The organism is Sphaerotilus hippei, assembly GCF_003201595.1.
Classification (GTDB): domain Bacteria; phylum Pseudomonadota; class Gammaproteobacteria; order Burkholderiales; family Burkholderiaceae_C; genus Sphaerotilus; species Sphaerotilus hippei.
In genome coordinates, this window is sequence record NZ_QJJS01000008.1 from 78,823 (window position 1) to 103,218 (window position 24,396).

The 24,396-nt window shown below is 69.7% G+C and carries 23 protein-coding genes; 9 read left to right on the top strand and 14 right to left on the bottom strand.

Going from position 1 to position 24,396, the window contains the following annotated elements; translation table 11 throughout:
• Nucleotides 1-150: 150 nt before the first annotated feature.
• The 3 genes from C7444_RS10290 to C7444_RS10300 form a co-directional block, all read right to left on the bottom strand.
• Nucleotides 151-546: a barstar family protein gene (locus tag C7444_RS10290; RefSeq protein WP_211317522.1), complete on the bottom strand. Its 396-nt coding sequence runs from the start codon at nucleotides 544-546 to the stop codon at nucleotides 151-153.
• 35 nt (nucleotides 547-581) lie between these two features.
• The gene (locus C7444_RS10295; protein ID WP_110400767.1) at nucleotides 582-1,016 is read right to left on the bottom strand and encodes a guanyl-specific ribonuclease; all 435 of its coding nucleotides are present in this window, start codon (nucleotides 1,014-1,016) and stop codon (nucleotides 582-584) included.
• Nucleotides 1,017-1,338: 322 nt separating this feature from the next.
• On the bottom strand, nucleotides 1,339-3,636 hold the full coding sequence (locus tag C7444_RS10300; RefSeq protein WP_110400768.1) for an NADP-dependent malic enzyme: 2,298 nt from the start codon (nucleotides 3,634-3,636) through the stop codon (nucleotides 1,339-1,341).
• A gap of 267 nt (nucleotides 3,637-3,903) precedes the next feature.
• On the opposite strand from C7444_RS10300, the gene C7444_RS10305 reads away from it, so the two are divergent.
• Genes C7444_RS10305 through C7444_RS10330 form a run of 6 tightly spaced genes read left to right on the top strand, consistent with a single transcriptional unit; the run spans nucleotide 3,904 to nucleotide 9,804 of the window.
• Nucleotides 3,904-5,943, top strand: a complete 2,040-nt coding sequence (locus C7444_RS10305; RefSeq protein WP_170130703.1) for an ATP-binding protein — start codon at nucleotides 3,904-3,906, stop codon at nucleotides 5,941-5,943.
• On the top strand, nucleotides 5,940-6,590 hold the full coding sequence (locus C7444_RS10310) for a response regulator transcription factor (protein WP_110400770.1): 651 nt from the start codon (nucleotides 5,940-5,942) through the stop codon (nucleotides 6,588-6,590). The genes C7444_RS10305 and C7444_RS10310 overlap by 4 nt, the downstream gene beginning before the upstream one ends.
• Nucleotides 6,591-6,630: 40 nt before the next feature.
• Nucleotides 6,631-7,647 carry a thiamine-phosphate kinase gene (gene thiL, locus C7444_RS10315; RefSeq protein WP_110400771.1) on the top strand — a complete coding sequence of 339 codons (1,017 nt, stop codon included), beginning with the start codon at nucleotides 6,631-6,633 and terminating at the stop codon, nucleotides 7,645-7,647.
• Between the two features lie 17 nt (nucleotides 7,648-7,664).
• Nucleotides 7,665-8,252 carry a phosphatidylglycerophosphatase A family protein gene (locus C7444_RS10320; protein ID WP_110400772.1) on the top strand — a complete coding sequence of 196 codons (588 nt, stop codon included), beginning with the start codon at nucleotides 7,665-7,667 and terminating at the stop codon, nucleotides 8,250-8,252.
• A gap of 14 nt (nucleotides 8,253-8,266) precedes the next feature.
• Nucleotides 8,267-8,800, top strand: coding sequence for a CinA family protein (locus tag C7444_RS10325; protein ID WP_110400773.1), 534 nt, complete (start codon nucleotides 8,267-8,269; stop codon nucleotides 8,798-8,800).
• Nucleotides 8,797-9,804: a 2-hydroxyacid dehydrogenase gene (locus tag C7444_RS10330; protein ID WP_110400774.1), complete on the top strand. Its 1,008-nt coding sequence runs from the start codon at nucleotides 8,797-8,799 to the stop codon at nucleotides 9,802-9,804. Before C7444_RS10325 ends, C7444_RS10330 begins: the two co-directional genes overlap by 4 nt.
• Nucleotides 9,805-9,838: 34 nt before the next feature.
• Here the strand turns inward: C7444_RS10330 and C7444_RS10335 are convergent, their stop codons facing one another.
• On the bottom strand, nucleotides 9,839-12,346 hold the full coding sequence (locus tag C7444_RS10335; RefSeq protein ID WP_110400775.1) for a bifunctional diguanylate cyclase/phosphodiesterase: 2,508 nt from the start codon (nucleotides 12,344-12,346) through the stop codon (nucleotides 9,839-9,841).
• A gap of 233 nt (nucleotides 12,347-12,579) precedes the next feature.
• Here C7444_RS10335 and C7444_RS10340 point away from each other — a divergent pair, with 233 nt between their 5' ends.
• The gene (locus C7444_RS10340) at nucleotides 12,580-13,359 is read left to right on the top strand and encodes a DUF3034 family protein (protein ID WP_110400776.1); all 780 of its coding nucleotides are present in this window, start codon (nucleotides 12,580-12,582) and stop codon (nucleotides 13,357-13,359) included.
• A gap of 7 nt (nucleotides 13,360-13,366) precedes the next feature.
• Here the strand turns inward: C7444_RS10340 and holA are convergent, their stop codons facing one another.
• The 7 genes from holA to C7444_RS10375 all read right to left on the bottom strand — a co-directional run bounded on the left by holA (nucleotide 13,367) and on the right by C7444_RS10375 (nucleotide 20,348).
• Entirely contained in the window at nucleotides 13,367-14,458 is a 1,092-nt protein-coding gene (gene holA, locus C7444_RS10345) for a DNA polymerase III subunit delta (RefSeq protein WP_110400777.1), read from the bottom strand.
• A gap of 16 nt (nucleotides 14,459-14,474) precedes the next feature.
• On the bottom strand, nucleotides 14,475-15,053 hold the full coding sequence (locus C7444_RS10350; protein WP_245909504.1) for an LPS-assembly lipoprotein LptE: 579 nt from the start codon (nucleotides 15,051-15,053) through the stop codon (nucleotides 14,475-14,477).
• 16 nt (nucleotides 15,054-15,069) lie between these two features.
• Nucleotides 15,070-17,742, bottom strand: coding sequence for a leucine--tRNA ligase (gene leuS / locus C7444_RS10355; protein ID WP_110400779.1), 2,673 nt, complete (start codon nucleotides 17,740-17,742; stop codon nucleotides 15,070-15,072).
• A gap of 91 nt (nucleotides 17,743-17,833) precedes the next feature.
• Nucleotides 17,834-18,268 carry an ExbD/TolR family protein gene (locus tag C7444_RS10360; protein ID WP_110400780.1) on the bottom strand — a complete coding sequence of 145 codons (435 nt, stop codon included), beginning with the start codon at nucleotides 18,266-18,268 and terminating at the stop codon, nucleotides 17,834-17,836.
• 3 nt (nucleotides 18,269-18,271) lie between these two features.
• On the bottom strand, nucleotides 18,272-18,958 hold the full coding sequence (locus C7444_RS10365) for a MotA/TolQ/ExbB proton channel family protein (RefSeq protein WP_110400781.1): 687 nt from the start codon (nucleotides 18,956-18,958) through the stop codon (nucleotides 18,272-18,274).
• A 20-nt stretch (nucleotides 18,959-18,978) separates the two neighbouring features.
• Nucleotides 18,979-19,788 carry a 4-hydroxy-tetrahydrodipicolinate reductase gene (dapB, locus tag C7444_RS10370; RefSeq protein ID WP_110400782.1) on the bottom strand — a complete coding sequence of 270 codons (810 nt, stop codon included), beginning with the start codon at nucleotides 19,786-19,788 and terminating at the stop codon, nucleotides 18,979-18,981.
• Nucleotides 19,785-20,348: an outer membrane protein assembly factor BamE gene (locus C7444_RS10375; protein WP_110400783.1), complete on the bottom strand. Its 564-nt coding sequence runs from the start codon at nucleotides 20,346-20,348 to the stop codon at nucleotides 19,785-19,787. Before C7444_RS10375 ends, dapB begins: the two co-directional genes overlap by 4 nt.
• 87 nt (nucleotides 20,349-20,435) lie before the next feature.
• Here C7444_RS10375 and fur point away from each other — a divergent pair, with 87 nt between their 5' ends.
• On the top strand, nucleotides 20,436-20,867 hold the full coding sequence (gene fur / locus C7444_RS10380) for a ferric iron uptake transcriptional regulator (RefSeq protein WP_110400784.1): 432 nt from the start codon (nucleotides 20,436-20,438) through the stop codon (nucleotides 20,865-20,867).
• Between the two features lie 39 nt (nucleotides 20,868-20,906).
• On the opposite strand, the gene hprK is transcribed toward fur, so the two are convergent.
• From hprK to hpf, 3 genes are all read right to left on the bottom strand, one after another.
• Nucleotides 20,907-21,866, bottom strand: coding sequence for an HPr(Ser) kinase/phosphatase (gene hprK, locus C7444_RS10385; protein WP_110400868.1), 960 nt, complete (start codon nucleotides 21,864-21,866; stop codon nucleotides 20,907-20,909).
• Nucleotides 21,867-21,902: 36 nt separating this feature from the next.
• The gene (locus C7444_RS10390) at nucleotides 21,903-22,373 is read right to left on the bottom strand and encodes a PTS sugar transporter subunit IIA (protein ID WP_110400785.1); all 471 of its coding nucleotides are present in this window, start codon (nucleotides 22,371-22,373) and stop codon (nucleotides 21,903-21,905) included.
• A gap of 231 nt (nucleotides 22,374-22,604) precedes the next feature.
• Entirely contained in the window at nucleotides 22,605-22,952 is a 348-nt protein-coding gene (gene hpf / locus C7444_RS10395) for a ribosome hibernation-promoting factor, HPF/YfiA family (protein WP_110400786.1), read from the bottom strand.
• A gap of 473 nt (nucleotides 22,953-23,425) precedes the next feature.
• On the opposite strand from hpf, the gene corA reads away from it, so the two are divergent.
• Nucleotides 23,426-24,388 (top strand): magnesium/cobalt transporter CorA, encoded by a 963-nt coding sequence (gene corA / locus C7444_RS10400; RefSeq protein WP_110400787.1) that lies wholly within the window; start codon nucleotides 23,426-23,428, stop codon nucleotides 24,386-24,388.
• Nucleotides 24,389-24,396 lie beyond the last annotated feature (8 nt).

A 24,396-nucleotide genomic window follows, 5' to 3' on the forward strand; every position in this document is an offset into this window, starting at 1 on the left:
GTGCCGCGGTGTCGAAGGCGCTGCTCATCACCGGCATGTGCGGTGCAAAAGCCGGCGCGGCGTTCTTGGTCGGCTTCGGTGCCGGCTTGACCGGCTGCTCGACCTGGGCTCCATCAGCCCGCTCCCATTGCCCTTGGTCCTGGGAGCGGGCTACTGAAAAGAATAGAAACATCGGAAGGGTATCTTGCGTTCCCCCCAGAAGTCGGCCGCGTCACGGAACACGTCGAGCAGCTGCTCGCGCCCTTCACGATCGAACTTGGCGTTGTCAGGCAGCTGCTCGAGCACGACGATGAAACCCTGCTGCACCCCCGACTTGTTGACCGTGTCGGTCATGCAGTCGTAGAGCGCATCCAGGTTCTTGCCGAAGTGGGCAGGGAACAGGAAGGCCTCGGCAATGCCTTCGAGCACGTCCTGCTTGGTCTGTGCGTCGGACAGGTTGGCGTAGAGAAAGTGATGGCCCATGTCTCGGGCGGCGTCCAGCAGGTCATCCACGCGGAACGCGCGGATCGCCTGGACGATGTTGGGTCGGACAGTCTGCAAAAGCATGGTGGTCCCTTGGGGCTCTTCAATCCTCGTCGGAATCATGGCGCGATGCGGCGGAAGCTCGCGTAATGGTCCTGCGTGTAATAACAGATGTCGGGAGCCGTGGCCTGTCGTCCGCCGCAGACGATGCGCCTGGCTCCCCGATCCCGGGATCTTGGGGTCTTCACGGTATATTCCAAGTAGTAGCCTCGACGCTGCTTCGGAAGCAGCCGTTCCCGGTTGCCGAAGACGCTGCCATCCTTGTCCCGGTAAGGGAAGGGTCCGCCGGCCAGGATCAGCTCGTGCGTGCGCTGCGCCTCCACCGGCAACGCGCTCAATGCGACCGCGTCGAGGGGCTGTGACTCTTCCCGGGCCTGCACAGTTCCCGCGGCCAGCCAGAACAGGACCACCAGCACGAACAGCTGCAGCCACTGGCCAGGCCAGAGGAAACGACCGCCGGTGTGACGGGTCGACAGGGCGATCCATTTGTTCATCTGCCCGCTCCGCTGGCGACCTGACCGGTCAGGGAAAGACCGGTGAATTTCACGCCGATCTGCAAAGACCATGGGGGTCTTCCAAAAATCCGAAGGGTCTATGGTACAGAAACCATGCCCGGAGCTCAAGGCTGCGCCTTCTTTTTCAGCACAGGCCCAAAGACAAGAGGCCGAGCCGGGATACCTCCCGACTCGGCCTATCTATTTGATTCAATTGAATTTTTTCAGCTGTTTCAGCGATTCAGCCTGACCCTGAAAATTCCGGGCACCACCCCCGATCGCCCGGGCAGGCAACCCGAGATAGTACCCGAATTCAGCAAGGTCACTCCTGGACGGTGTTGGCGTTGGCCACCGTCACGGCCGTCATGTTGACGATGCGGCGCACCGTCGCCGACGGCGTCAGGATGTGCACGGCCTTGGCCGCGCCCAGCAGGATCGGGCCGATCGCGATGCCACCACCCGAGCTGGTCTTGAGCAGGTTGTAGGCGATGTTCGCCGCGTCGATGTTGGGCAGCACCAGCAGGTTGGCCTCACCCGTCAGCGCGCTGTGGGGCATGGTCTCGGCGCGGTAGGCCGGATCGAGCGCGGTGTCGCCGTGCATCTCGCCGTCGACCTCAAGCCACGGCGCACGCGCCTGGATCAGCGCCAGCGCCTCGCGCATCTTCTGCGCCGACGGGTGGTTGCTCGAGCCGAAGTTGGAGTGCGACAGCAGCGCCGCCTTGGGCTGGATGCCGAAGCGCATCAGCTCCTCGGCCGCCATCACCGTGATCTCGGCCAGCTCCTCGGCGGTCGGGTCGTAGTTGACGTGCGTGTCGACCAGGAAGACCTGGCGGCCCGGCAGGATCAGGCCGTTCATGCACGCATAGGTGTGCACGCCCGGCCGGCGACCGATCACCTGATCGACGTACTGCAGGTGGCCCGAGGTGGAGCCCCAGGTGCCGCAGACCAGGCCGTCGACCTCGCCCTTGTGCAGCATCATCGTGCCGATCAGGGTCAGGCGGCGGCGCATCTCGATCTTGGCGAGCTGCTGGGTCACGCCCTTGCGCTCGCCGATGCGGTGATAGGTCTGCCAGTAGTCGCGGTAACGGTGGTCCTGCTCGGTGTTGACGACGTCGTAGTCACGCCCCTCTTCCAGGCGCAAGCCGAACTTCTCGATGCGTTGGGCGATGATGCCCGGGCGGCCGATCAGCGTGGGGCGGGCCAGGCCTTCGTCGACCACGATCTGCACGGCACGCAGGACGCGCTCGTCCTCGCCCTCGGCGTAGGCGACCCGGCGCTTGAGCGCCCGCTTGGCCCGCGTGAAGATCGGCTTCATCATCGTGCCGGAGGCGTAGACGAAGGCCTGCAGGCGCTCGCGGTAGGCGTCGAAGTCCTCGATCGGCGCCTGGGCGACGCCGGAGGCGGCCGCCGCTGCGGCCACCGCCGGAGCGATCTTGATCATCAGCCGCGGATCGAAGGGCTTGGGGATCAGGTATTCGGGGCCGAAGCTCAGGTTCGCGCCGGCGTAGGCCGCCGCCACCACCTCGCTCTGCTCGGCCTGGGCCAGCTCGGCGATCGCATACACCGCGGCGATCTCCATCTCGTCGGTGATGGTGGTGGCCCGGCAGTCCAGCGCGCCGCGGAAGATGTACGGGAAGCACAGGACGTTGTTGACCTGGTTCGGGAAGTCGGTGCGGCCGGTCGCCATGATGACGTCGTCGCGCACCGCCTTGACCTCCTCGGGCATGATCTCCGGCGTCGGGTTGGCCAGCGCGAACACCAGCGGCCGCGGGCCCATGGAGGCGACCATGTCGGCCTTCAGCACCCCGCCGGCGGACAGGCCCAGGAAGATGTCGGCACCGACGATGGCCTCGCGCAGCGTGCGCATCGAGGTCGGCTGGGCGAACTCGGCCTTGTCCGGGTCCATCAGTTCGGTGCGGCCCTGGTAGACCACGCCGGCCAGGTCGGTCACCCAGATGTTCTCGCGCGGCAGGCCCAGCTTGACCAGCAGGTTCAGGCAGGCCAGCGCCGCCGCACCGGCGCCCGAGGACACCAGGCGGACCTGCTTGATGTCCTTGCCGATGACTTTCAGGCCGTTGAGCAGCGCCGCGCCGACGACGATGGCCGTGCCGTGCTGGTCGTCGTGGAAGACGGGGATGCTCATGCGCTCGCGCAGCTTGCGCTCGACGTAGAAGCAGTCGGGGGCCTTGATGTCCTCGAGGTTGACGCCACCGAAGGTCGGCTCCAGCGCCGCGATGATGTCGACCAGCTTGTCGAGGTTGTTCTCGTTGATCTCGAGGTCGAAGACGTCGATGCCGGCGAACTTCTTGAACAGCACGCCCTTGCCTTCCATCACCGGCTTGGAGGCCAGCGGGCCGATGTTGCCCAGGCCCAGCACGGCGGTGCCGTTGGTCACGACCGCGACCAGGTTGCCGCGCGAGGTGTAGCGGAAGGCGTTGGCCGGGTCGGCGACGATCTCCTCGCAGGCCGCGGCCACGCCGGGCGAGTACGCCAGCGCCAGATCGCGCTGGTTGATCAGCTGCTTGGTCGGCGTGACCGCGATCTTGCCCGGGGTCGGGAACTCGTGGTATTCGAGTGCACTGCGGCGCAGTTCTGCTTGCTTTTCTTCTTGCTTGGACATGTAGACAGCTTCCGGACAGGTCAAAGAGGAGCGCCAGGACACCGCGGCATCGAGACAGGGAGGGCTGCGGATTGTAGGAATCGGTGCACGCCCGTGCCTGTTCGATTGAGGCGCGTGACGGCATGACGTCATGCCACAAGCGCATGCCCTGTCGTGGAGCATGACCGCCCGGGCGCCGATCGGGTTTCAGTGTGACGCCGCCCGGCCCCGATGGCATGCGCATTAGTGCGTAGTCCCGGGCGGCGGCCCGCCGGATACTGTGCGGCCATGAACCACCTGCTCGCCCTGCTGAAGTCCCTGCCCGTGCGGCGCTGGCGGCGGCTCAGCCTGTGGGGCGTGCTGTTCCTGCTGATCGCCGTGGCCGAGGGCACGCTGCTGTGGCTGACCTGGCAGCACGAGCACAACCGCCTCCAGGAGGAGACGGAGCAGACGGCGGTGACGGCGGCCGCCTCGGTGCGGCGGCTGCTGGCCACCGACGTGCAGGCGATCCAGCAGCTGCAGTGGGTCGACAGCGCGTCGACCTGGCAGAGCCTGGCCACGCTGATGCTGCGGGAGCACCCCGAGATGATGCGCATCGAGCTGCGCGACGAGCAGCTGCGCCCGCTCGCGCTGGCCGGCTCGCTGGAGCACCCGCTCCAGTTCACCGGCCTGCCGCGGGAGTCGATGCTGATCGAGGCCGATGCGGCCTGCACGACCGCCCGGCGGCTGGCCACGCCGCTGTTCTCGCGCAGCTACTTCGTGCCCACGGCATCGGGCCAGGGCTCCGAGGTCGTCGACCTCTGCCTGCCCTACCAGGTGGACTCGAGGCCGGCGTCGCTGCTGGTCACCGTCTCGCTGCGGCACCTGCTGGAGCACAGCCTGCCGCAGGAGCTGACGCACCGCTACCAGGTCATGCTGATCGAGGCCGACGGCACGCGGCTGGCGCTGGCCGGCGCGGTGCGTGGCGCAGGCGTCTACCGCTCGGACCGGCTGATCGACGTGGCCGGATTCACCCAGGTGCTGCGGCTCGACAGCATCACCGAGACGCCGGGCCTGCTGCCCAACCGCAATGCGGCGCTGGTGGCGGGACTGTCGCTGGCGCTGAGCGCGGTGGTGCTGCTGCTGGCGCACGACGTGCGCCGCCGCTCCGAGGCCGAGCAGGGGCTGGCCGATGCGCTGTCCTTCCGCAAGGCGATGGAGGACTCGCTGGTCACCGGCCTGCGCGCCCGCGACCTGAGCGGGCGCATCACCTACGTCAACCAGGCGTTCTGCACGATGGTGGACTGCAGTGCCGAGCAGCTGGTCAACGCCACGGTGCCGCCCTACTGGCCCCCCGAGATGATCGAGACCTACAGCAGGCGCCAGGCGCTGCGCATGGCCGGTGACGCCCCGCCGCGCGAGGGCTACGAGACCGTCTTCATGAACCGCAAGGGCGAACGTTTCCCGGTGCTGATCTTCGAGGCCCCGCTGCGCGACAGCCGGGGCCGGCAGACCGGCTGGATGAGCACGGTGCTCGACGTGCGTGCCCAGCGCCGCATCGAGGAGCTGTCGCGCCAGCAGCAGGAGAAGCTGCAGGCCGCCGCCCGGCTGGCGACGATGGGCGAGATGGCCACGCTGCTCAGCCACGAGCTGAACCAGCCGCTGGCGGCCATCGCCAGCTACGCCACCGGCACGCTCAACCTGCTGCCCGAGCAGCCGGAGGACCCGCCCGCCGATGCCGAGACCCAGCAGATGATCCGCCAGGCGATCTCGCGGGTGGCCGAGCAGGCAGAGCGGGCCGGCCGCATCATCCGCAGCGTGCACCAGTTCGTGCGCCGGCGCGAACGCCTGCGCGAGAACGTGCGCTGCAACGAGCTGATCGACGCCATCCTGCCGCTGGCCCGGCTGGCCGCCCGGCGCAGCAACACCCGGCTCGACATCGACCTGCCCACCCCGCCACCGCGGGTCAACTGCGACCGCACGATGGTCGAGCAGGTGCTGCTGAACCTGGTGCGCAACGGCATCCAGGCGATGGAGGAGGACGACACGACGCTGGAGGAGCGGGTGCTGATCCTGCGCGCGCAGCCCAGCGGCGACCGCTGGGTGGAGCTCAGCGTGATCGACCACGGCCCGGGCATCCCGGAGGCGGTGGCCGGCCAGCTGTTCACGCCTTTCTTCAGCACCAAGCCCGAGGGCATGGGCATCGGCCTGGCCATGTGCCGCACCGTCGTCGAGCAGCACGGCGGGGCACTGGAATTCACCAGCACGCGCGAGCCCCGGCAGACGGTGTTCCGGTTTACGCTTCCGGCTGTTGTCGCCCCGACTCCGCCTTCCCCTCCTGATCCATGACCGCAGCACGCATCCAGTCCCAGCCCGGCACCGTCTATGTCGTCGACGACGAGGAGGTGGTGCGCGACGCGCTGGCCTGGATGCTGCGCTCGCGCCGCCTGCTGCCACGCACCTTCGCCTCGGCCGACGCGTTCTGGGCGGCGGTGGGCAGCGGCGACGTGCGGGCCGACAGCCCCGGTTGCCTGCTGCTGGACATGCGCATGCCCGGCATGAACGGCATGGCGCTGTTCGAGCACCTGATCGAGAAGCAGTGGACCTCGCTGCTGCCGGTGATCTTCCTGACCGGTCACGCGGACGTGGCCACCGCGGTCGCGGCGGTCAAGCGCGGGGCCTTCGACTTCGTCGAAAAGCCGTTTTCCGACAACAGCCTGGTCGACCGCATCATCGAGGGCCTGGCCGTCAGCGAGACCGCCCTGAAGGCGGCGAGCGGGCAGTCGCAGATCCGGCGCCTGATGGCCGAGCTCACCGAGCGCGAGCGTGAGGTCATGGAGCTGATCGTGCTGGGGCGCGCCAACAAGCAGATCGCCGACGAGCTCGACATCAGCGTGCGCACCGTCGAGGTCCACCGCGCCCGGGTGTTCGACAAGATGGGCGTCAAGTCGGCGGTGGAGCTCGCCAACGTGCTGCGCCTGGGCGGGGCGGACTGAACGGCACCCATAATCGGCCGTTTGCTCCGGACACGCTGGCATGTCTCTTGGTGAATTCGATCTGATCGCCCGCTACTTCGACCGCCCGGTCAGGCGCAGCCCGCTGGGCATCGGCGACGACTGCGCGCTGCTCGCGCCCTCGCCGGGCATGCAGCTGGCCGTGTCGACCGACATGCTGGTCGAAGGCCGGCACTTCCTGTCCACCGTCGCCCCCGACCGGCTGGGGCACAAGGCCCTGGCGGTCAACCTGTCGGACCTGGCCGCCTGCGGCGCCCGGCCGCTGGCCTTCACGCTGGCGCTGTCGCTGCCGCGCGCCGAGGCGCCGTTCCTCGCCGGGCTGGCCCGCGGCCTGTTCGCGCTGGCCGACCGGCACGACATCGAGCTGGTCGGCGGGGACACGACCTCCGGGCCGCTGAACCTGTGCATCACCGTCTTCGGCGAGGTGCCCGCCGGTGGCGCGCTGCTGCGCAGCGGCGCCCGGCCCGGCGACGAGCTGTGGGTCAGCCACCCGCTGCACGACGACGAACCCGGCTGGCTCGGTGACGCCCGGCTGGCGCTGGAGGTGTTCCGCGGCACGCCCGGCCTGCACGTGCCGGGCGAGGCCTTCGAGCGGCTGCGCCTGGCGATGGAGTGTCCGCAGCCGCGGGTCGCGCTCGGGCAGGCGCTGCGCGGGCTGGCCACCAGCACGATCGACATCTCCGACGGCCTGATGGGCGACCTCAGCCACGTGCTGAAACGCTCGGGTGCCGTGCACGGCGAGGCCGGCCGGCCGCTCGGCGCGCGCCTCGAGGCCGACTGGCTGCCGCGCAGCCCGCTGATGCGGGCACAGGACGACGGCCGGCAGCTCGAATGCCTGCTGGCCGGCGGCGACGACTACGAACTGCTGTTCACCGCCGCGCCCGAACGCCACGAGGCGGTGCTGGCGGCCGGCCGCCACAGCGCCACCGGGGTGCGCCGCATCGGCCACCTCACGACCGGCGGCGGCCTCGAGGTCGTCGGCCACGACGGCCAGCGCCTGGCCACGCCCTGGGCCTCGTTCGACCATTTCCGCGCCTGAGCACGATCGACTGCGCCATGCCCGCCTCTCCCCCCGACGACATCATCGACATCGAGCCGATCCGCACCGTCTCGAACGCGGCCGATGCGGCCCCGCCCCCGCGGGTCGACGCCAGCTTCCTGCTGTCGCACCCGGCCCACCTGATCGCGCTGGGGGGTGGCAGCGGCCTGAGCCCGATGGCGCCCGGCACCGTCGGCACGCTCTGGGCCTGGGCCTCCTTCCTCGTGCTGAGCCACTGGCTCGATGCGTCGGCCTGGGGCTGGACGCTGCTGGGCGGGCTGGTGGTCGGCTGGTGGGCCTGCACCGTCACCGCCCGCCACGCCCGCAGCGCCGATCCCGGCTTCATCGTCTGGGACGAGGTGCTGGCCTTCTGGCTGGTGCTGTGGCTGCTGACGCCGGCCAGCGGCTGGGCCCAGCTGGCCGCCTTCGGGCTGTTCCGCTACTTCGATGCCGCCAAGCCCGGCCCGGTGCGCTGGGCCGACCAGGTGTTCAAGGGCGGCGGCTGGCGCGGCGGCTTCGGCATCATCTTCGACGACCTGGTGGCGGCCCTGTGCACGCTGCTGGTGATCTCGCTGTGGGTGGCCCTGCAGCGTGCCTGGGCCTGAACCGGAGCCACCTGATGAAGTCCACCGAAGCACGCACTCACGACACCACGGCGCCAGTCGCCGCCTGGGTGGAGGCGCTGGCCGGGCGGCTGCGCCAACGCGGCTGGCAGCTGGCGACGGCCGAAAGCTGCACCGGCGGCCTGATCGCCGCGGCCTGCACCGACCTCGCCGGCTCCAGCGACTGGTTCGAGCGCGGGCTGGTGACCTACAGCAACACCGCCAAGCAGCAGCTGCTGGGCGTGCCGGCCGGGACGCTGCACACCGACGGCGCGGTCAGCGAAGCCACCGCCCGGGCCATGGCGCAAGGCCTGCTGCAGCACGCGCCGGTGCAGGCCACGCTGGCGGTCACCGGCATCGCCGGACCGGGGGGCGGCAGCGACGACAAGCCCGTGGGCACGGTCTGGTTCGCCTGGGCGCTGCCCGGCCGCTGCTGGACCGAGCGGCGCGTCTGGCCGGGTGATCGGGCCGCCGTGCGGGCGCAGACCACGCGGCATGCGCTGCGCACGCTGGTGCAGGCCCTCGACGAGGACGAGAGCAGCACGCCATGAGCCTCGAGGCGCACGCTCGCCCCGCCACCGACCAGGGCCAGGGCCAGGGCCAGGGCGGCATCCTGCTGGCCTGCCGTTTCGACGCGGCCGAATGGGCACGCTGGATGCCGGCGCTGCAGGCGGCCCTGCCGGGGGAGGCACTGTGGCGCCTGGACCGGCCGCAGGACTGGCCGTTCGACGTGCGGCAGCAGGCCGACGTGGCCATCGTCGCCAACCCGCTGCCGGGGGCGCTGGTCGACTGCCCGCGCCTGGGGCTGGTGCAGTCGCTGTGGGCGGGCGTGGAGCGGCTGATGGCCGACGACAGCTTGCCCGAGGGGGTGACGCTGGCGCGCATGGTCGATCCGGTGATGAACCAGGCGATGGCCGAGACCGCGCACTGGGCGGTGCTCGGGCTGCATCGCCGGATGTTCGACTACGCCCGCCAGCAGCAGGCGCGCCATTGGGCCGCGCAGCCACAGCGTCGGGCCGACGAGGTGCCGGTCGGCGTGCTCGGCCTGGGCGAGATGGGCCGCACCACCGCGCGGCGCCTGCAGCAGGCCGGCCATCCGGTCCTCGGCTGGAGCCGCCGCCCGTGCGAGCTGCCGGGCGTGCACACCTGCCACGGGGCCGCCGGGCTCGACCGGCTGCTGGCCTCGGTGGAGATCCTGATCAACCTGCTGCCGCTGACGCCGGACACCCACCACCTGCTCGATGCCGCGCGGCTGGACCGGCTGCCACGCGGCGCCGGGCTGGTGAACCTGGCGCGGGGCGCGCATGTGGTCGAGGCCGACCTGCTGGCGGCGCTGGCACGGGGCCAGATCGGCCACGCGGTGCTCGACGTGTTCGCCACCGAACCGCTGCCGGCCGAGCATGCCTTCTGGCAGCACCCGCAGGTGACGGTGCTGCCCCACGCGGCGGCACAGACCGACCCACGATCGGCCGCCCGGCTCGCCGCCGACAACATCCGCGCCTGGCGCCAGGGCCGGCCGGTGATGCACCCGGTCGACCGGCAGGCCGGTTACTGAGCCGCGTCACCACGGCCCGGCACGGCGGCCCGGCTCAGAGCAGGCGGGTGAAATCGGTGTCGAGGTGCACCGCTTCGGTGGCCGGAGCCTGCCAGGTCGCGACCCAGGCCAGCCACTGATCCGCCGGCATCGGCCGGCCGATGCCGTAGCCCTGGCCCTCGTCGCAGCCCAGCCGGGCCAGCAGCGCCCAGGCCTTGTCGGTCTCGATCCCCTCGGCGACGACGCTCAGGCCGAGGTGGTGGGCCAGGCCGATGGTCGACTGCACGATGCGGGCATCGTCGAGGTCACGCTCCATGTTCATCACGAAGCTGCGGTCGATCTTCAGTTCGTCGACCGGCAGGCGCTTCAGGTAGGCCAGCGACGAATAGCCGGTGCCGAAGTCGTCGATCGACAGCCGCAGGCCCAGGTCGTGCAGTTTCTGCAGGGTCTGCAGGGCGCGCTGCGGATCGTCCATGATCGTGCTCTCGGTGATCTCCAGGCACAGCCGGGTGGCCGGCACCTGGTGGCGCTCCAGCAGCAGGCTCACCCGAGCGGGCAGATCGGGGTCCAGCAGGTCACGCGTGGACAGGTTGATGCTGAGCTTGTGGGCATGGCCCTGGTCCTGCCAGCGGCGCATCTCTCGGATGCCGGCCTCCAGCATCCAGATCGTGATCTGGCGGATGAAGCCGGTCTGCTCGGCGAACGGGATGAACTGCATCGGCTGCACCAGGCCGCGCTGCGGGTGCTGCCAGCGCACCAGCGCCTCGCCCCCCAGCACCTCGCCGGTGAGCAGATCGACCTTGGGCTGCACGTACAGGCGCAGCTCCTGCTGCTCGATGGCCCGGCGCAGCTCGCTCATCAGCGACAGCGACGCCTCGCTGCGGTGGTCCATCGACGGCTCGTAGAGCACCACCCCGAGCTGGCGGCGCTTGGCCGCGTACATCGCCACCTCGACCAGGCTCAGCAGTGCCTCGGGATCATCACCCTGCCCGGGGGCGAGCACGATGCCCAGGCTCGCGCTCAGATCCACCGTGTGCTCGTCCAGCCGCAGCGGCTCGTCCAGGCACTGCAGCAGCGCACGGGCGAACTGCAGCGCCGGCTCACGATCGGCATTCGACAGCAGCAGCGCGAACTCGTCACCGCTCAGGCGCGCCAGCAGCACGCCGTCGGGACGGCCCTGCCGTGACAGGCGGCGGGCGACCTCGCACAGCAGCCGGTCACCCAGCTCGTGGCCGAGCACATCGTTGACATGCTTGAAGCGGTCCAGGTCGAGCATCAGCACCGCCACGGGCAGGCGTGCCGGGCTGGCGGACCGGCCCTGCAGCACGGACCGCAGCGCATCGACGAACTGGGCCCGGTTGGGCAGGCCGGTCAGCGTGTCCCAGTAGGCCAGCCGGCGGATCTCCCGCTCGCGCCGCTGCACGGCCAGACGCATCGACTCGAAGGACTGCGCCAGCTGCGCGAGCTCCCGGCCGGCGCGGCGCCGGTCCGGAATCGGCACCGGGCTGTCGTAGTCACCCAGCCGCAGCCGCTCGGCCGACAGGCGCAGGCCGCGCAGGGGGGTGCTCAGGCGCCGGGCCGTCACCACGCTGCCCACCGCGAACACCAGCGCCCCGCCGAGCGTCAGCAGCAGCAGGGTCAGCTGCAGGCGCTGGAATGGCGCGATGACCGGATCCACCGAACGGGCCAGCACCAGCTGAAGGCGCACGGCCTCGGGGGTGGCTGCGGACCCGACGGTGTCCAGCGTGAAGCGGCAGTTGCGCCAGCGCTGGCCGGCTTCACGGAACGCCTGGCCGCAGGCCTCGAGCGTGGGGTCGGGTGCTGCCGCCGGGTCCGTCACGTCCGCCTCCATCGGCGGCAGCGGGCCCGGGGCCCGCGTGGCCGCCAGCACCTGCTGGGGCGACGAGCCCAGCAGCACGGCCGCCCGCAGGTCGGTGATGTCCGCCAGGGGTTTCAGCACGGCCTCGTCGAGCACGAAACCCATCAGCACCCAGCCGATCGTCGAGGGCGCCTTCACCGGCACGGCCACGATCTGGTAGGGCTGTCCCTCGATCAGGGTCAGCACCGCCGGCCCGGTCATGCCGGCCACCGCCGCGGGGGCCATCGCCGCCAAGTGCGCGGCCGGCAGCAGCGCCACGACCCGCGCCACGCTCAAGCCGGCGGCGGCCAGCGGCGTCCAGGCGGTGTCGGTGTAGATCACCAGCGATGCGCCGATGCGCTGGCCGTGGCGGTCCAGCGCGTCGGCCAGGGTCGTGACCTCCTGGCGGCTGGCGGCCCACTGGAAGCCCTCGTCCGACGCCAGCAGGGCCGCCGCCTCCGACAAGCGCTCGGCCCGCTGCAGCAGCAGCTGGTTGAAGACCCGCAAGCCGGTGTGCAGCTCGGCCTCGACCGTGCGGGAGGCACTGCGCTCGATCGAGCAGTGCACCAGCCACAGGCTCATGCCCTGCACCAGCACGAGCAGCAGCAGGAAGGGCCAGACGATGCGCCGCTCCAGCCCGCTCAGGCGCCAGCGGAACCAGCGCCCGGACAGGCGCAGCGCATCGGTTCGGCCGTTCGGTTTCATCGGATCGGGGCAGGCCGGGCACCGGCAGCGGCCAGGACCGGCACCATCCACGGCACCCGCGGACGTGACCTCGATGTCAGGCGATGGAACATGTCGGGACTCTCGAAGCGGCACGGACAGGAGGACATGATCAGCATCTCACCTCCACCGCGCCAAGCAGGGCCTGAAAACGCGGCTGAAGGGCGTGTTTATCCCCCGGTCGACCGACCGCTGGTGGTCGCACGCTTCAGGGCATGCAACACCTCGCCCATCCTGCCGCCGATCCGGCAGTCCCGCGGCTGCGCTGCGCGCCCGGCCGCCGCCTCGTGCTGGCCCTCGTGCTGCTGTCGGGCCTGTGCACGGCCCGCGCCGGCGAGGCCCTGGACGCGCTGATCGTGCGGGATCCGACGGGCGCAGGCGCCCTGGCCGGTGGGATCGAGGAACCCTGGGAAGCCTCGCTGTCGCCACCGCGCCTCGGTCTGGACGAGACGGGGCCGGACGATCCGCGACGCCTGCACGACACGACGGCCCGCTGGCGCCGGCTGGGAAATGCCGCCCCGCGCGACGACCGCTGGCCACAGATCACGCTGGGATCGACCTCCCGGCGCACACGGAGCCCCGCCGCGGGCGCCGGTCCGCGCAGCCCGCGCAGCACCGAGCTCTACCTGGCGGCGACCAAGGTCTGGCTGGGCGGCGTGCTCGGTCGCCACGTGGTCGTCGACCTGGCGCTGCGCCACCGTCCGTCCGACCGCTTCGACCTGCCGGGACCCGGCGGCGGCGCCCGCCCCGCCACACGCCTGCTGCCCGAAGCCTCGGTGGCACTGCTGCTGCACGACGACCTCGCCGTCGGCCTGGAGTGGCGGCGCCGGCAGGATCCGCTGGACGCCTGGCGCGAGGACAGTGCCGCCGACGTGTTCGTCGCCTGGTGGCCGAACCGCCAGTGGAGCCTGTCGGCCGCGTCGCTGCACCTGGGGCAGATCGGCGACAAGCCGGCGCAGCGCGGCTGGTACCTGTCGGCCCAGACCCGCTACTGACGCGGGATCACCGCAGGCGCGGCCCGCCGGTCAGCGCCAGCACGGTGGCCGGAGCGCGGGGGGACAGCGCCTGCACGGTCATCAGCACCAGACGCCGCAGCGACTGCCAGGGATCGGCCGGCCAGGCCGGATCGCGCAGGCCCTTGACCAGCCCGTCGCAGGTGTGGGCTGCCTGCACCAGCGTGGCCAGGGCCTCGCGGTCCAGCCGGGGCGCCAGCCGCTCGACCAGCTTCTCCTTGGCGCCCCAGACCCGCTGCTCGCGCAGCACCATCGGCAGCGGCTGCCCGCGGTCGAGCGCCTGGCTCACCCGCCACAACATGCGCAGGTCCTCGGCCAGCGTCCAGTGCACCAGCACCGCGGCCTCGCCTTCGGCCGCCAGGCCGTCGAGCATGCGCAGCGCCCGGTCGACCTGACCCGCCAGCACCGCCTCGCCGAGCTTGAAGACGTCGTAGCGCGCCACGTTCAGCACCGCCTGCTCGACCTGCTCCTGGCCCAGCACGCCACCCGGGTAGAGCAGGCCCAGCTTGGTCAGCTCCTGGTGGGCGGCCAGCAGATTGCCCTCGATGCGGTCGGCGAAGAAGGCCAGCGTGCGCTGCCCGGCCTCACCCTCCTCGACCCGCTGGCCCTGCGCCGCCAGGCGCTGCGCCAGCCACTGCGGCAGCGCGCGTCGCTCGACCGGATCGACCCGCACGCTGACGCCCGCGCCGTCGAGCGCCAGGAACCAGGCGCTGCCCTGCTGCGTGCGGTCCAGGCGCGGCAGGGTCACGATGGTGAGCACGTCGTCGCAAAGCAGCTCCACGTAACGCTGCAGGGCCTCGGAGCCGTCCTTGCCCGGCTTGCCACCCGGGATGCGGATCTCGATCAGCCGGCGGTCGGAGAACAGGCTCATCGCCCCGACCTCGCCCAGCAGCGACGACCAGTCGAAGTGCGCGCCGGCGACGGTGTGCACGCTGCGTTCGGTGTGGCCGGCCCGCCGGGCGGCCGCCCGCACGCTGTCGGCGGCCTCCTGGGCCAGCAGCGGCTCGTCGCCGTGGATGACGTAGAGCGGCCTCAGGCCTCGCGCCAGCTGGGCATCGAGCTGATCGGAGCGGACCTGCATGCGTGCGTCCGTCCGCTCAGGGCGCCGACGCGGACGCGGCCGGTGCCACCAGCGCCGCCGGGCCCAGGATGGCCAGCCGGCGCACGACCTGGGCGGCGATGTCGACCGACATCGCGCGGTAGAGCAGCAGCGCCTCGTGCTCCTTGGCCAGCGCGTCGGTCTCGGTGTAGCTCATGTCACGCTGCTGCTGCAGCAGCGTCGGAGCGATCAGCTCGAGCCCCGAGGGCGTCTGCGCCCGGAAGCGCAGGCGCGAACGCAGCGTCAGCTCACGCACCAGGCCGGCCGAAGTCGAGACGGCGACCACCTCGTCGCGGCTGTCCTCCAGCACCTGCAGCACCACGTCGGCCCCCGGTGGGGCCTCCAGCAGTTCGACACCGGGGCTGGCGCGCAGCTGCCGGCGCAGCTCCTCGCCCAGCAGCGACGAGCCGACCAGCCCGCGCAGGTGGATGCGCCGCAGCTGCAGCGCCGGCGGGCGGCGCAGCTGGAAGCCGCAGCCCGTGGCCACCAGCGCCAGCGTGGCCACCGCGCCGAAGCTCAGCAGGCGGCGCCGGACATCGGCAGCCACCGGGCCGTCCGCAGGGGATCGCACAGTCATGCTCGTCACGTCCCCGTCAGACCACCACGTTCACCAGGCGGCCCGGCACGACGATGATCTTCTTCGGCGGCTTGCCCTCGGCAAACCTGGCCACCTCGGCACTGGCCGCGGCCGTCGCCTCGATGGTGGCCTTGTCGGCGCCGGCAGGCACCTTGATCGAGCCGCGTGTCTTGCCGTTGACCTGCAGCACCAGCTCGAGCTCGTCCTGGACCAGGGCCGCCTCGTCCACGGCAGGCCACGGCGCGTCGAGCAGGTCGCCCTGGCGTGCCGCGAAACCCAGCTCGCTCCACAGGCTCCAGGTGATGTGCGGGCAGGCCGGGTAGAGCATGCGCAGCAGCAGCGAGACGCCTTCGCACAGCACGGCACGATCGCCATCGCTGCCGTCGGACTTGAAGCCTTCCAGCGCGTTGAGCACCTTCATGCAGCCCGACACCACGGTGTTGTACTGCATGCGCTCGTAGTCGTGGCTCACCTGACGCAGGGCCAGGTGCAGCTCGCGGCGCAGGGTCCTGGCGTCGCCACGCAGTTCGGCCTGGCTGAAATCGCCGGCCGTGGCGGCCTTCAGGACGGCCTCGTTCTTTGCGGCAAAGCCCCAGACCCGCTTGATGAAGCGGTGCGCACCCTCGACGCCCGAGTCGTTCCACTCCAGCGTCTGCTCCGGCGGCGACGCGAACATCACGAACAGGCGGGCGGTGTCGGCGCCGTGCTGGTTGATCAGGTCCTGCGGATCGACGCCGTTGTTCTTCGACTTGGACATCGTGCCGACGCCCTGGTAGTCGATGGCCGTGCCGGCCGGCAGGTCGCCCTTGGCCTCCTTGAGCTGCGCGCCGACGATCTTGCCGCCGGCATCGAACACGTTCTCGACCTCGTGCGGCCAGAAGTACTCGATGCCGCCCTTGTCGGTGCGGCGGCTGTAGATGTGGTTGAGCACCATGCCCTGCGTCAGCAGCTTCGTGAAGGGCTCGTTGACCTTCACCAGCTTCAGGTCGCGCATGACCTTGGTCCAGAAGCGGGCGTACAGCAGGTGCAGGATCGCGTGCTCGATGCCGCCGATGTACTGGTCCATCGGCATCCAGTAGTCGGTGCCGCCGGCGACCATCTGCTCGCTGTTCTGCGCGTCGCAGTAGCGCATGAAGTACCACGACGAATCGACGAAAGTGTCCATCGTGTCCGTCTCGCGCTGCGCGGGCTTGCCGCAGCAGGGGCAGGCGACGTTCAGGAAGTCGGTGCGCTTCTTCAGCGGATTGCCGCTGCCATCGGGCACGCAGTCGATCGGCAGCACGACCGGCAGATCCTTGGCCGGCACCGGCACCGCACCGCAGTCGTCGCAGTGGATGATCGGGATCGGCGTGCCCCAGTAGCGCTGGCGGCTGATGCCCCAGTCGCGCAGGCGCCAGGTGGTCTTCTTCTCGCCCAGGCCCCGGGCAGCCAGGAGTTCGGCCACCTTGGAGACGGCCTCCTTGTACGGCAGCCCGTCCAGCGCGCCCGAGTTGACGCAGACGGCGCGCTGCTTGTCGCCGTACCAGTCGGCCCAGGCGTCGAGCGAGAACACCTCATCGCCGGCCTTCACGACCTGCTTGATGGCAATGCCGTACTTCTTCGCGAACGCGAAGTCGCGCTCGTCGTGCGCCGGCACGCCCATCACGGCGCCGTCGCCGTAGCTCATCAGCACGTAGTTGCCGACCCAGACCTCGACCTGCGCGCCCGTCAGCGGGTGGGTGACGAACAGGCCCGTGGCCATGCCCTTCTTTTCCTGGGTCGCGAGCTCGGCCTCGGTCGTGCCGCCCTGGGCGCATTCAGCGATGAAGGCAGCCAGCGCGGGATGGCTCGCGGCGGCGTGCGCGGCCAGCGGGTGTTCCGGCGCGACGGCGCAGAAGGTCACGCCCATGATGGTGTCGGCGCGCGTCGTGAAGACGTACATGCGACCGTCGCCGATCAGCGCGCCCGCCGCGTCCTGGATGTCGTGCGTGAAGGCGAAGCGCACGCCCTCGCTCTTGCCGATCCAGTTCTCCTGCATCAGGCGCACGCGCTCGGGCCAGCCGGCAAGGTAGTTCGGGTCTTCCGGGTTGGCGACCGCGCCGAGCAGCTCGTCGGCGTACTGGACGATGTTCAGGTAGTAGCCGGGGATCTCGCGCTTCTCGACCACCGCGCCCGAGCGCCAGCCGCGGCCGTCGATGACCTGCTCGTTGGCCAGCACGGTCATGTCCACCGGATCCCAGTTGACGACCTGCGTGCGGCGCTCGGCGATGCCGGCCTCCAGCATCTTCAGGAACAGCCACTGGTTCCACTTGTAGTACTCGGGGTCGCAGGTGGCGACCTCGCGGCTCCAGTCGACCGCCAGACCCATCGCCTGCATCTGGGTCTTCATGTAGGCGATGTTCTCGCGCGTCCACTTCTCCGGCGGCACGGCGTTCTTCAGCGCGGCGTTTTCCGCCGGCAGGCCGAAGGCGTCCCAGCCCATGGGCATCAGGACGTTGAACCCCTTCATCCGCAGCTGACGCGTCAGCATGTCGTTGATGGTGTAGTTGCGCACGTGGCCCATGTGCAGCTTGCCCGACGGGTAAGGCAGCATCGAGCAGGCGTAGAACTTGGGCTTGTTCTGGTCCTCGGTCACGCGATAGGCATCGGCGGCACGCCAGGCGGCCTGCGCGGCGGACTCGACGGCGGCGGGATCGTATTTCTCGTTCATGGGGCAGCTCGCTCCAGCCGGAGCACGAGGCTGCGGCCAGCGGTCAGAGATCAGGGCACAAGTCGTGGATTATCGCGTGCCCGGCGCCCGCTCAGGGCGCCTTGGCGGCCGCGGGCTCGGTGACGAAGGCGATGCGGTCGAGTCCGGCCTGCTGCAGCTGGCCGATCAGCTCGGCCACGCGCCCGTAGGGCACGGCCCGATCGGCCCGCAGGTGCACCTCGGGGCGGGCGCCGGGACGCTCGCCCAGCCGGGCCAGGCGCTGCGCGAAGGCCTCGGGCTCGAGGCGCTCTTCGGCCAGGTAGAGCGCCCCGTCGGCCTGCAGCGCGATCTGCAGCGCGTCGACCGGTGCCTGACCGGCCGCGGCGGCCTCGGCCTTGGGCAGGTCGAGCTTCAGGCGCGAGGTCATCAGCGGCGCGGTGATCATGAAGATCACCAGCAGCACCAGCATGACGTCGATCAGCGGCGTCATGTTGATGTCGCTCATGGGCTGCGGCCCGCGGTTGCGCTCCAGCCTGCCGAAGGCCACGGCTCAGTCCCCGTCCGGCGCCGCGGTGCGGGTGCGCTGCGGATCCAGCTGGTCGAGCACCATCTCGCGCAGGTCGTGGGCATGGCCCTCGAGTTCGGTCTCGCAGGCGTGCACCCACTGGCCGAACAGGTTGTAGGCCAGCACGGCCGGAATGGCCACCGCCAGGCCGGCGGCGGTCATGACCAGCGCCTCGCCGACGGGGCCGGCCACCTGGTCGATGCTCATCGTGCCGGCAGCCGACACCCCCAGCAGCGCGTGGTAGATGCCCCAGACGGTGCCGAACAGGCCGATGAACGGCGCCGTGGCGCCGACCGACGCCAGCAGCACCTGCCCGAAGCGCAGCTGGGTCACGACCCGGTGCAGCGCATCTCGCAGGTGGCGCGTCAGCTGCGCCGCGCTGTGGCCGGCGGCCTCCAGCGTGCCCGAGGGCGCGCGGTACTGCGCCGCATCGAGCAGCGGCATCAGCACCTGTTCGCGGTCGAGCCGCTGCAGCTGGGCGCGGGCGGCGTCGAGCGTGCCGGCCGACCAGAACGCGGGCACCGCCCGGGCCAGGTCACGGCGCACCCGGGTCAGCACCCAGGACTTCCAGAAGATCAGCACCCACGCCGCCACCGACATCACCATCAGCAGCAGCGCCACGACACGGGAGACGCCGTCGCCTTCGGACCAGATCTGCGCAAAGCTCCCCATCGTGGTTCAGCCGGGCGCGCTCAGCCGAGGCCCAGCACGTCGTTCATGTCGAACAGGCCGGCCGGCCGGCCGGCCAGGAACCGCACCGCCCGCAGGCTGCCCTGGGCGTAGGTCGCGCGGCTGGAGCTCTTGTGGGTGACCTCGATGCGCTCGCCGGTGCCGGCGAACAGCACGGTGTGGTCACCGACGATGTCCCCGCCACGCACGGTCGCGAAGCCGATCGTGCTCGGGTCACGCTCGCCGGTGACGCCTTCGCGGCCGTAGACGGCGCAGGTCTTCAGGTCACGACCGAGCGCACCGGCCACGACCTCGCCCATCGCCAGCGCCGTGCCGCTGGGGGCATCGACCTTGTGGCGGTGGTGGGCCTCGATGATCTCGATGTCATAGCCTTCGCTGAGCGCCCGCGCGGCCATGTCCAGCAGGCGCATCACCACGTTGACGCCCACGCTCATGTTGGGCGCCATCACGATGGCGATGTCCTGGCCGGCGGCACGGATCTGCGCCTTCTGCTCGTCGCTGAAGCCGGTCGTGCCGATCACCAGCTTGACGCCCAGCTCGCGGCAGACCGCCAAGTGGGCCATCGTGCCTTCGGGGCGGGTGAAGTCGATCAGCGCATCGGCGCCCTGCAGCGCGGCACGCAGGTCGGCGGTGATCGCCACGCCGCTGGCCTGGCCCAGGAAGGCGGCCGCGTCATGGCCGAGGGCCGGACTGCCCTCGCGGTCGAGGGCACCGGCGAGCACGCAGTCGTCGGCCGCCTGCACGGCCTCGATCAGCATGTGACCCATGCGGCCGGTGCAGCCGGCCACGGCGATACGGAGAGGAGCGGTCATCGGTCGGGAGATTCAAGGGGCGGAAAGGCGCGCAGCGGGCCGCTGGCGGGAGCGGCTGCCGCGGCAGCTGCACGACTCGGGCCCGGCAGGGGCAAGGCGCTGAGCTGTCGGTCGTCGAGTTCGAGCGGGGTCTTGCGCGGCTCAATCCGGGTCACGTCGATGGAGGCGACGAACTCCTGCTCGGACGGCAGGCCGTCGGCATCGAAGCGGCTGACACGGTCGGCATCGAAGAAGACCGTGACCACGCGGCGCTGCGGCTGCGCACCCTGGCGGCGGATCGTGAAGACGTAGTCCCAGCGGTCGCCGTGGAACACGTCGGCCAGCAGCGGCGAGCCGAGCAGGCCGCGCACCTGTTCGCGGGTCAGGCCGGCGCGCAGCTGCGCGGCCATCTCGCGGGTCACGACATTGCCCTGCACCACCTCGACGCGGTAGGGCGTGATCAGGCCCAGCAGATCGCCGGTGCGGCTGACGGCACACGCCCCCAGCAACGAGGACCCGATCACGCTGGCCAGCAGGGCAAGGACAGGAACAGGGCGGCGGATCCGGGACAGTGCAGGCATCGTATGGACATGAACGGAGGCTCACGAGGGTGAACGCATCCCGATATCATCATGGATTCTAGCGAGACAACCTGCCCTTCTGCATTCATGACCAACGCCGACGAACTCAAGAGCTCCGGGCTGAAGGCCACCCTGCCTCGCATCAAGATCCTCGAGATCTTCCAGCGCGCCGCCCAGCGACACATGACCGCCGAGGACGTCTTCAAGGTCCTGCTGGTCGACGGCTCGGACATCGGCCTGGCCACGGTCTACCGGGTGCTGATGCAGTTCGAGCAGGCCGGCATCCTGTCGCGCAACCATTTCGAGAGCGGCAAGTCGGTCTTCGAGCTCAACGAGGGTCAGCACCACGACCACCTCGTCTGCCTCGACTGCGGCCATGTCGAGGAATTCTTCGACGCCCAGATCGAAGCCCGCCAGCGTGCGGTCGCGATCGAGCGCGGCTTCGCTCTGCAGGAACACTCGCTGGCGCTCTACGCCCACTGCACCCGCAAGAACTGCCCGCACCGCCCGAGCAAGTGAGACACGCCGCCACTGGGCGGCGCCGCCTGCGGGCGGCTCTCAGAGGCCGGTGTCGCCCCGCTCCATCAGTTCACGGTGGCGCTGGATGAATTCGCGGTAGGTATCGATGCCGCGCAGCTGCAGCACGGTGTTGCGCACGGCCGCCTCGACCAGCACCGCCAGGTTGCGGCCGGCATCGACGGCGATGACCACCTTGCGCACGTTCATGCTGAGCAGCTCCTCGTAGAGCGGCTCGTAGGGCAGGCGCTCGAAGTCGCGGTCCAGCGTCTCCTTGCGCACCAGGTGCACGATGAGCTTGAGCCGCATCTTCCGGCGCACCGCCGTCTCGCCGAAGATGGCCTTGATGTCGAGCAGGCCGATGCCCCGCACCTCGAGCAGGTTGCGCAGCAGGTCGGGACAGCGCCCCTCGATCGCCGACTGCGAGACCCGGTAGAGGTCGACCACGTCGTCGGCCACCAGGCCGTGGCCACGCGAGACCAGTTCCAGGCCGAGTTCGCTCTTGCCCAGCCCCGATTCGCCGGTCAGCAGCACGCCCAGGCCCAGGATGTCCATGAACACCCCGTGGCGCGAGGTGCGTTCGGCGAAGTGCTGGCCGAGGTAGCCTCGCAGCACGTCGATCACGTGCCCCGCCGAGTCGCGGGTGCTGAACAGCGGGATGTCGGCGCGCTCGCACATGGCCACCAGCCGGTCGGGAGCGGCGCAGCCATCGGCCACGATCAGCACCGGCGGCTCGAGCGTGACGATGCGCGAGATGCGGCGCTCCTGGGTCTCCTGGTCGGTGGCCTCCAGATAAGCCACCTCGCGACGCCCGACGATCTGAACCCGGTAGGGATGGATGTAGTTGAGGTAGCCGACCAGATCGGCCGACGACTGGGCGTCGCGCACCGCGACCTCGTCGAAGCGGCGCTCCGGGTGGGCATGCCCGGCGATCCACTCCCACTTGAGCGACGCCCGATGGGCGTCGAACAAGGCTTCAGCGCTGATGACGGTCGGCTTCAAGCCCGGACCCGTGGAGGCGTACAAACCGTTCGCCGTTCAGGCGACCGATTTCAGCGGTTCCCACCGCGAGATCAATTCATGGACCTGCAGCGGATCGGTCTCGGTCTTGAGTCGCTCGCGCAGGTCACGATCGGACAGCAGCTCGGCGATCTCGGAGAGGATCTCCAGGTGGCGCTGCGTGGCGGCCTCGGGCACCAGCAGGAAGATCATCAGCACGACCGGCTCGTCGTCCGGCGCCTCGAAGGCGATCGGCTGGCTGACACGGATGACGGCCGCCAGCGGATTCTTCAGGCCCTTGATGCGGCCGTGCGGAATGGCGACGCCATGCCCCAGACCGGTCGAGCCCAGACGCTCGCGGGCGAACAGGTTGTCGGTGACCGTGGCACGGGCAATGGCGTGCTGGTTCTCGAACAGCAGACCGGCCTGCTCGAACGCGCGCTTCTTGCTGGAGGCTTCAACGTTCACCAGAACGTTGGCGGCCGGGAGGATAGCGGCTAGACGGTTCATCGAGGACAAAGCGCCGTTTCAGACTGAGACTTTGGCGAGCGCTGCGCAGGTGGTCGGGAGTGGGATTATAAGAATCACGCGGAAACCAGTGCGAACCAGATCTCCCGTATTTCATGGGTCATGGAGCCGGGTTGCCTGTGAACAACACCGCCAGATCGCGAAGACCTGCACAAAATGAAAAACGGCCCTGCTTGACAGGGCCGCCCTCGCATGATCAGGACCGCAGGGGCATCACGCCGCCTCGTCGGCCATCACTTCACGCTTGAGCGTGTGGTGGTGGTGGTCCTGAAGCTTGTCCTTGTGTCGCATGACCTGACGGTCGAGCTTGTCCATCAACTGATCGATGGCCGCATACAGGTCCTCGTTGCTGGCTTCGACAAAGATCTCCTTGCCCTTGGTGTGGAGAGTGACTTCGGCACGCTGACGACGATCCTTCTCCTTCTGCTTTTCCACTGTCAACAGGACGTTGATATCGACGACTTGATCAAAATGTCGGGTGACCCGGTCCATCTTCGTGAGCACGTATTCGCGCAGCGAAGAGGTCACTTCCAGATGATGTCCGCTGATCGTCAGATTCATGGAGCCTCCATTCAAGAGGTTGGTGGGGAAGATCTGTTCGCTCTCTGGTTCCACCGGGCCGTCTGCCCTTGTGTGAAGCCAGTGTGACAAGTCCCCCTGCGTCTGGCAAGACGGCCGATGCACTTCCACGTTACGGTGTGTGGGAATGCGCCTGTGCACCGTTTTTGGGATTAATCTGCTGGTTTTCGAGCATTCAGCAGCGCTGGAAAAAGACGCTGCGATGCGGTGCAGGCCTCCCGGCGTGCAGCCCGTCCACGCAAGAGTGATGCCGCCCGAGGCGGTGCCATAATCGAGTCGTTACCCGGCTTTTGGAGCGCGACATGGACCACAGTCACTCTCGGTGACCGTCCCTCCCGTGTCGACCTGGCCCGCCCAGGTCCGACCCAGACAGGAGTGAGACGGGTTTCCTCATTTTTCTCGTCTTGCTTGTCTGGTGCACGCTCCGCGTGCACGCCCTCCGCCCAGGAGCCTCGATGCTCAATGTTTTCACGCTGTCCAGCGGCCGTCTGTTCCAGGAAGAGATCGACACGCCCGAGGGGCTGGCGCATGTCAGTCCGGTCTGGGTCGACCTCGAAGCCCCGACACCCCAGGAAAAGGGCTGGGTCCAGAGCCGCTTCGGCCTGACGATCCCCGATGACGTCGTCGACGAGGACCTCGAGGAATCCGCCCGCTTCTACGAAGAGGACAACGGCGAACTGCACATCCGCTCGGACTTCCTGATCGATGACGGCGAGACCCCGCGCAACGTGCGGGTCGCCTTCATCGTGCGCAACAACATCCTCTTTTCGGTGCATGGCGAGGACCTGCCGGTCTTCCGCCTGCTGCGCCTGCGGGCGCGCCGCATCCCCGCGCTGATCGAGGATGCGAAGGACGTGCTGCTCAAGCTCTACGACGCCGACGCGGAGTACTCGGCCGACGCGCTCGAAGGCATCTACGACTCGCTGGAGAAGGTCAGCGCGCGGGTGCTCAAGCACGACGTGGACGACCGGGCAGCGGGCGAGGCCCTGTCGGCCATCGCGCACGAGGAGGATCTGAACGGCCGCATCCGGCGCAACGTGATGGACACGCGCCGGGCGGTCAGCTTCATGCTGCGCAGCCGCATGCTCAACGCCGAACAGTTCGAGGAAGCCCGCCAGATCCTGCGCGACATCGACTCGCTGGACAGCCACACCGCCTTCCTGTTCGACAAGATCAACTTCCTGATGGACGCCACGGTCGGCTTCATCAACATCAACCAGAACAAGATCATCAAGATCTTCTCGGTGGCCAGCGTGGCGCTGCTGCCGCCCACGCTGATCGCCAGCGTCTACGGCATGAACTTCCAGCACATGCCGGAGCTGAGCCAGCGCTGGGGCTATCCGTTCGCGCTCACGCTGATGGCGCTGTCGGTGGCGGCTCCGCTGCTGTACTTCCGCAAGAAGGGCTGGATGCGCTGAGCGGCCGC

Bases quoted from the DNA above. Each gene is read 5' to 3' on its own strand.
- C7444_RS10290 (WP_211317522.1), bottom strand. From the start codon at position 546: ATGCTTTTGCAGACTGTCCGACCCAACATCGTCCAGGCGATCCGCGCG.
- C7444_RS10295 (WP_110400767.1), bottom strand. From the start codon at position 1,016: ATGAACAAATGGATCGCCCTGTCGACCCGTCACACCGGCGGTCGTTTC.
- C7444_RS10300 (WP_110400768.1), bottom strand. From the start codon at position 3,636: ATGTCCAAGCAAGAAGAAAAGCAAGCAGAACTGCGCCGCAGTGCACTC.
- C7444_RS10305 (WP_170130703.1), top strand. From the start codon at position 3,904: ATGAACCACCTGCTCGCCCTGCTGAAGTCCCTGCCCGTGCGGCGCTGG.
- C7444_RS10310 (WP_110400770.1), top strand. From the start codon at position 5,940: ATGACCGCAGCACGCATCCAGTCCCAGCCCGGCACCGTCTATGTCGTC.
- thiL (WP_110400771.1), top strand. From the start codon at position 6,631: ATGTCTCTTGGTGAATTCGATCTGATCGCCCGCTACTTCGACCGCCCG.
- C7444_RS10320 (WP_110400772.1), top strand. From the start codon at position 7,665: ATGCCCGCCTCTCCCCCCGACGACATCATCGACATCGAGCCGATCCGC.
- C7444_RS10325 (WP_110400773.1), top strand. From the start codon at position 8,267: ATGAAGTCCACCGAAGCACGCACTCACGACACCACGGCGCCAGTCGCC.
- C7444_RS10330 (WP_110400774.1), top strand. From the start codon at position 8,797: ATGAGCCTCGAGGCGCACGCTCGCCCCGCCACCGACCAGGGCCAGGGC.
- C7444_RS10335 (WP_110400775.1), bottom strand. From the start codon at position 12,346: ATGAAACCGAACGGCCGAACCGATGCGCTGCGCCTGTCCGGGCGCTGG.
- C7444_RS10340 (WP_110400776.1), top strand. From the start codon at position 12,580: ATGCAACACCTCGCCCATCCTGCCGCCGATCCGGCAGTCCCGCGGCTG.
- holA (WP_110400777.1), bottom strand. From the start codon at position 14,458: ATGCAGGTCCGCTCCGATCAGCTCGATGCCCAGCTGGCGCGAGGCCTG.
- C7444_RS10350 (WP_245909504.1), bottom strand. From the start codon at position 15,053: ATGACTGTGCGATCCCCTGCGGACGGCCCGGTGGCTGCCGATGTCCGG.
- leuS (WP_110400779.1), bottom strand. From the start codon at position 17,742: ATGAACGAGAAATACGATCCCGCCGCCGTCGAGTCCGCCGCGCAGGCC.
- C7444_RS10365 (WP_110400781.1), bottom strand. From the start codon at position 18,958: ATGGGGAGCTTTGCGCAGATCTGGTCCGAAGGCGACGGCGTCTCCCGT.
- dapB (WP_110400782.1), bottom strand. From the start codon at position 19,788: ATGACCGCTCCTCTCCGTATCGCCGTGGCCGGCTGCACCGGCCGCATG.
- C7444_RS10375 (WP_110400783.1), bottom strand. From the start codon at position 20,348: ATGCCTGCACTGTCCCGGATCCGCCGCCCTGTTCCTGTCCTTGCCCTG.
- fur (WP_110400784.1), top strand. From the start codon at position 20,436: ATGACCAACGCCGACGAACTCAAGAGCTCCGGGCTGAAGGCCACCCTG.
- C7444_RS10390 (WP_110400785.1), bottom strand. From the start codon at position 22,373: ATGAACCGTCTAGCCGCTATCCTCCCGGCCGCCAACGTTCTGGTGAAC.
- hpf (WP_110400786.1), bottom strand. From the start codon at position 22,952: ATGAATCTGACGATCAGCGGACATCATCTGGAAGTGACCTCTTCGCTG.
- corA (WP_110400787.1), top strand. From the start codon at position 23,426: ATGCTCAATGTTTTCACGCTGTCCAGCGGCCGTCTGTTCCAGGAAGAG.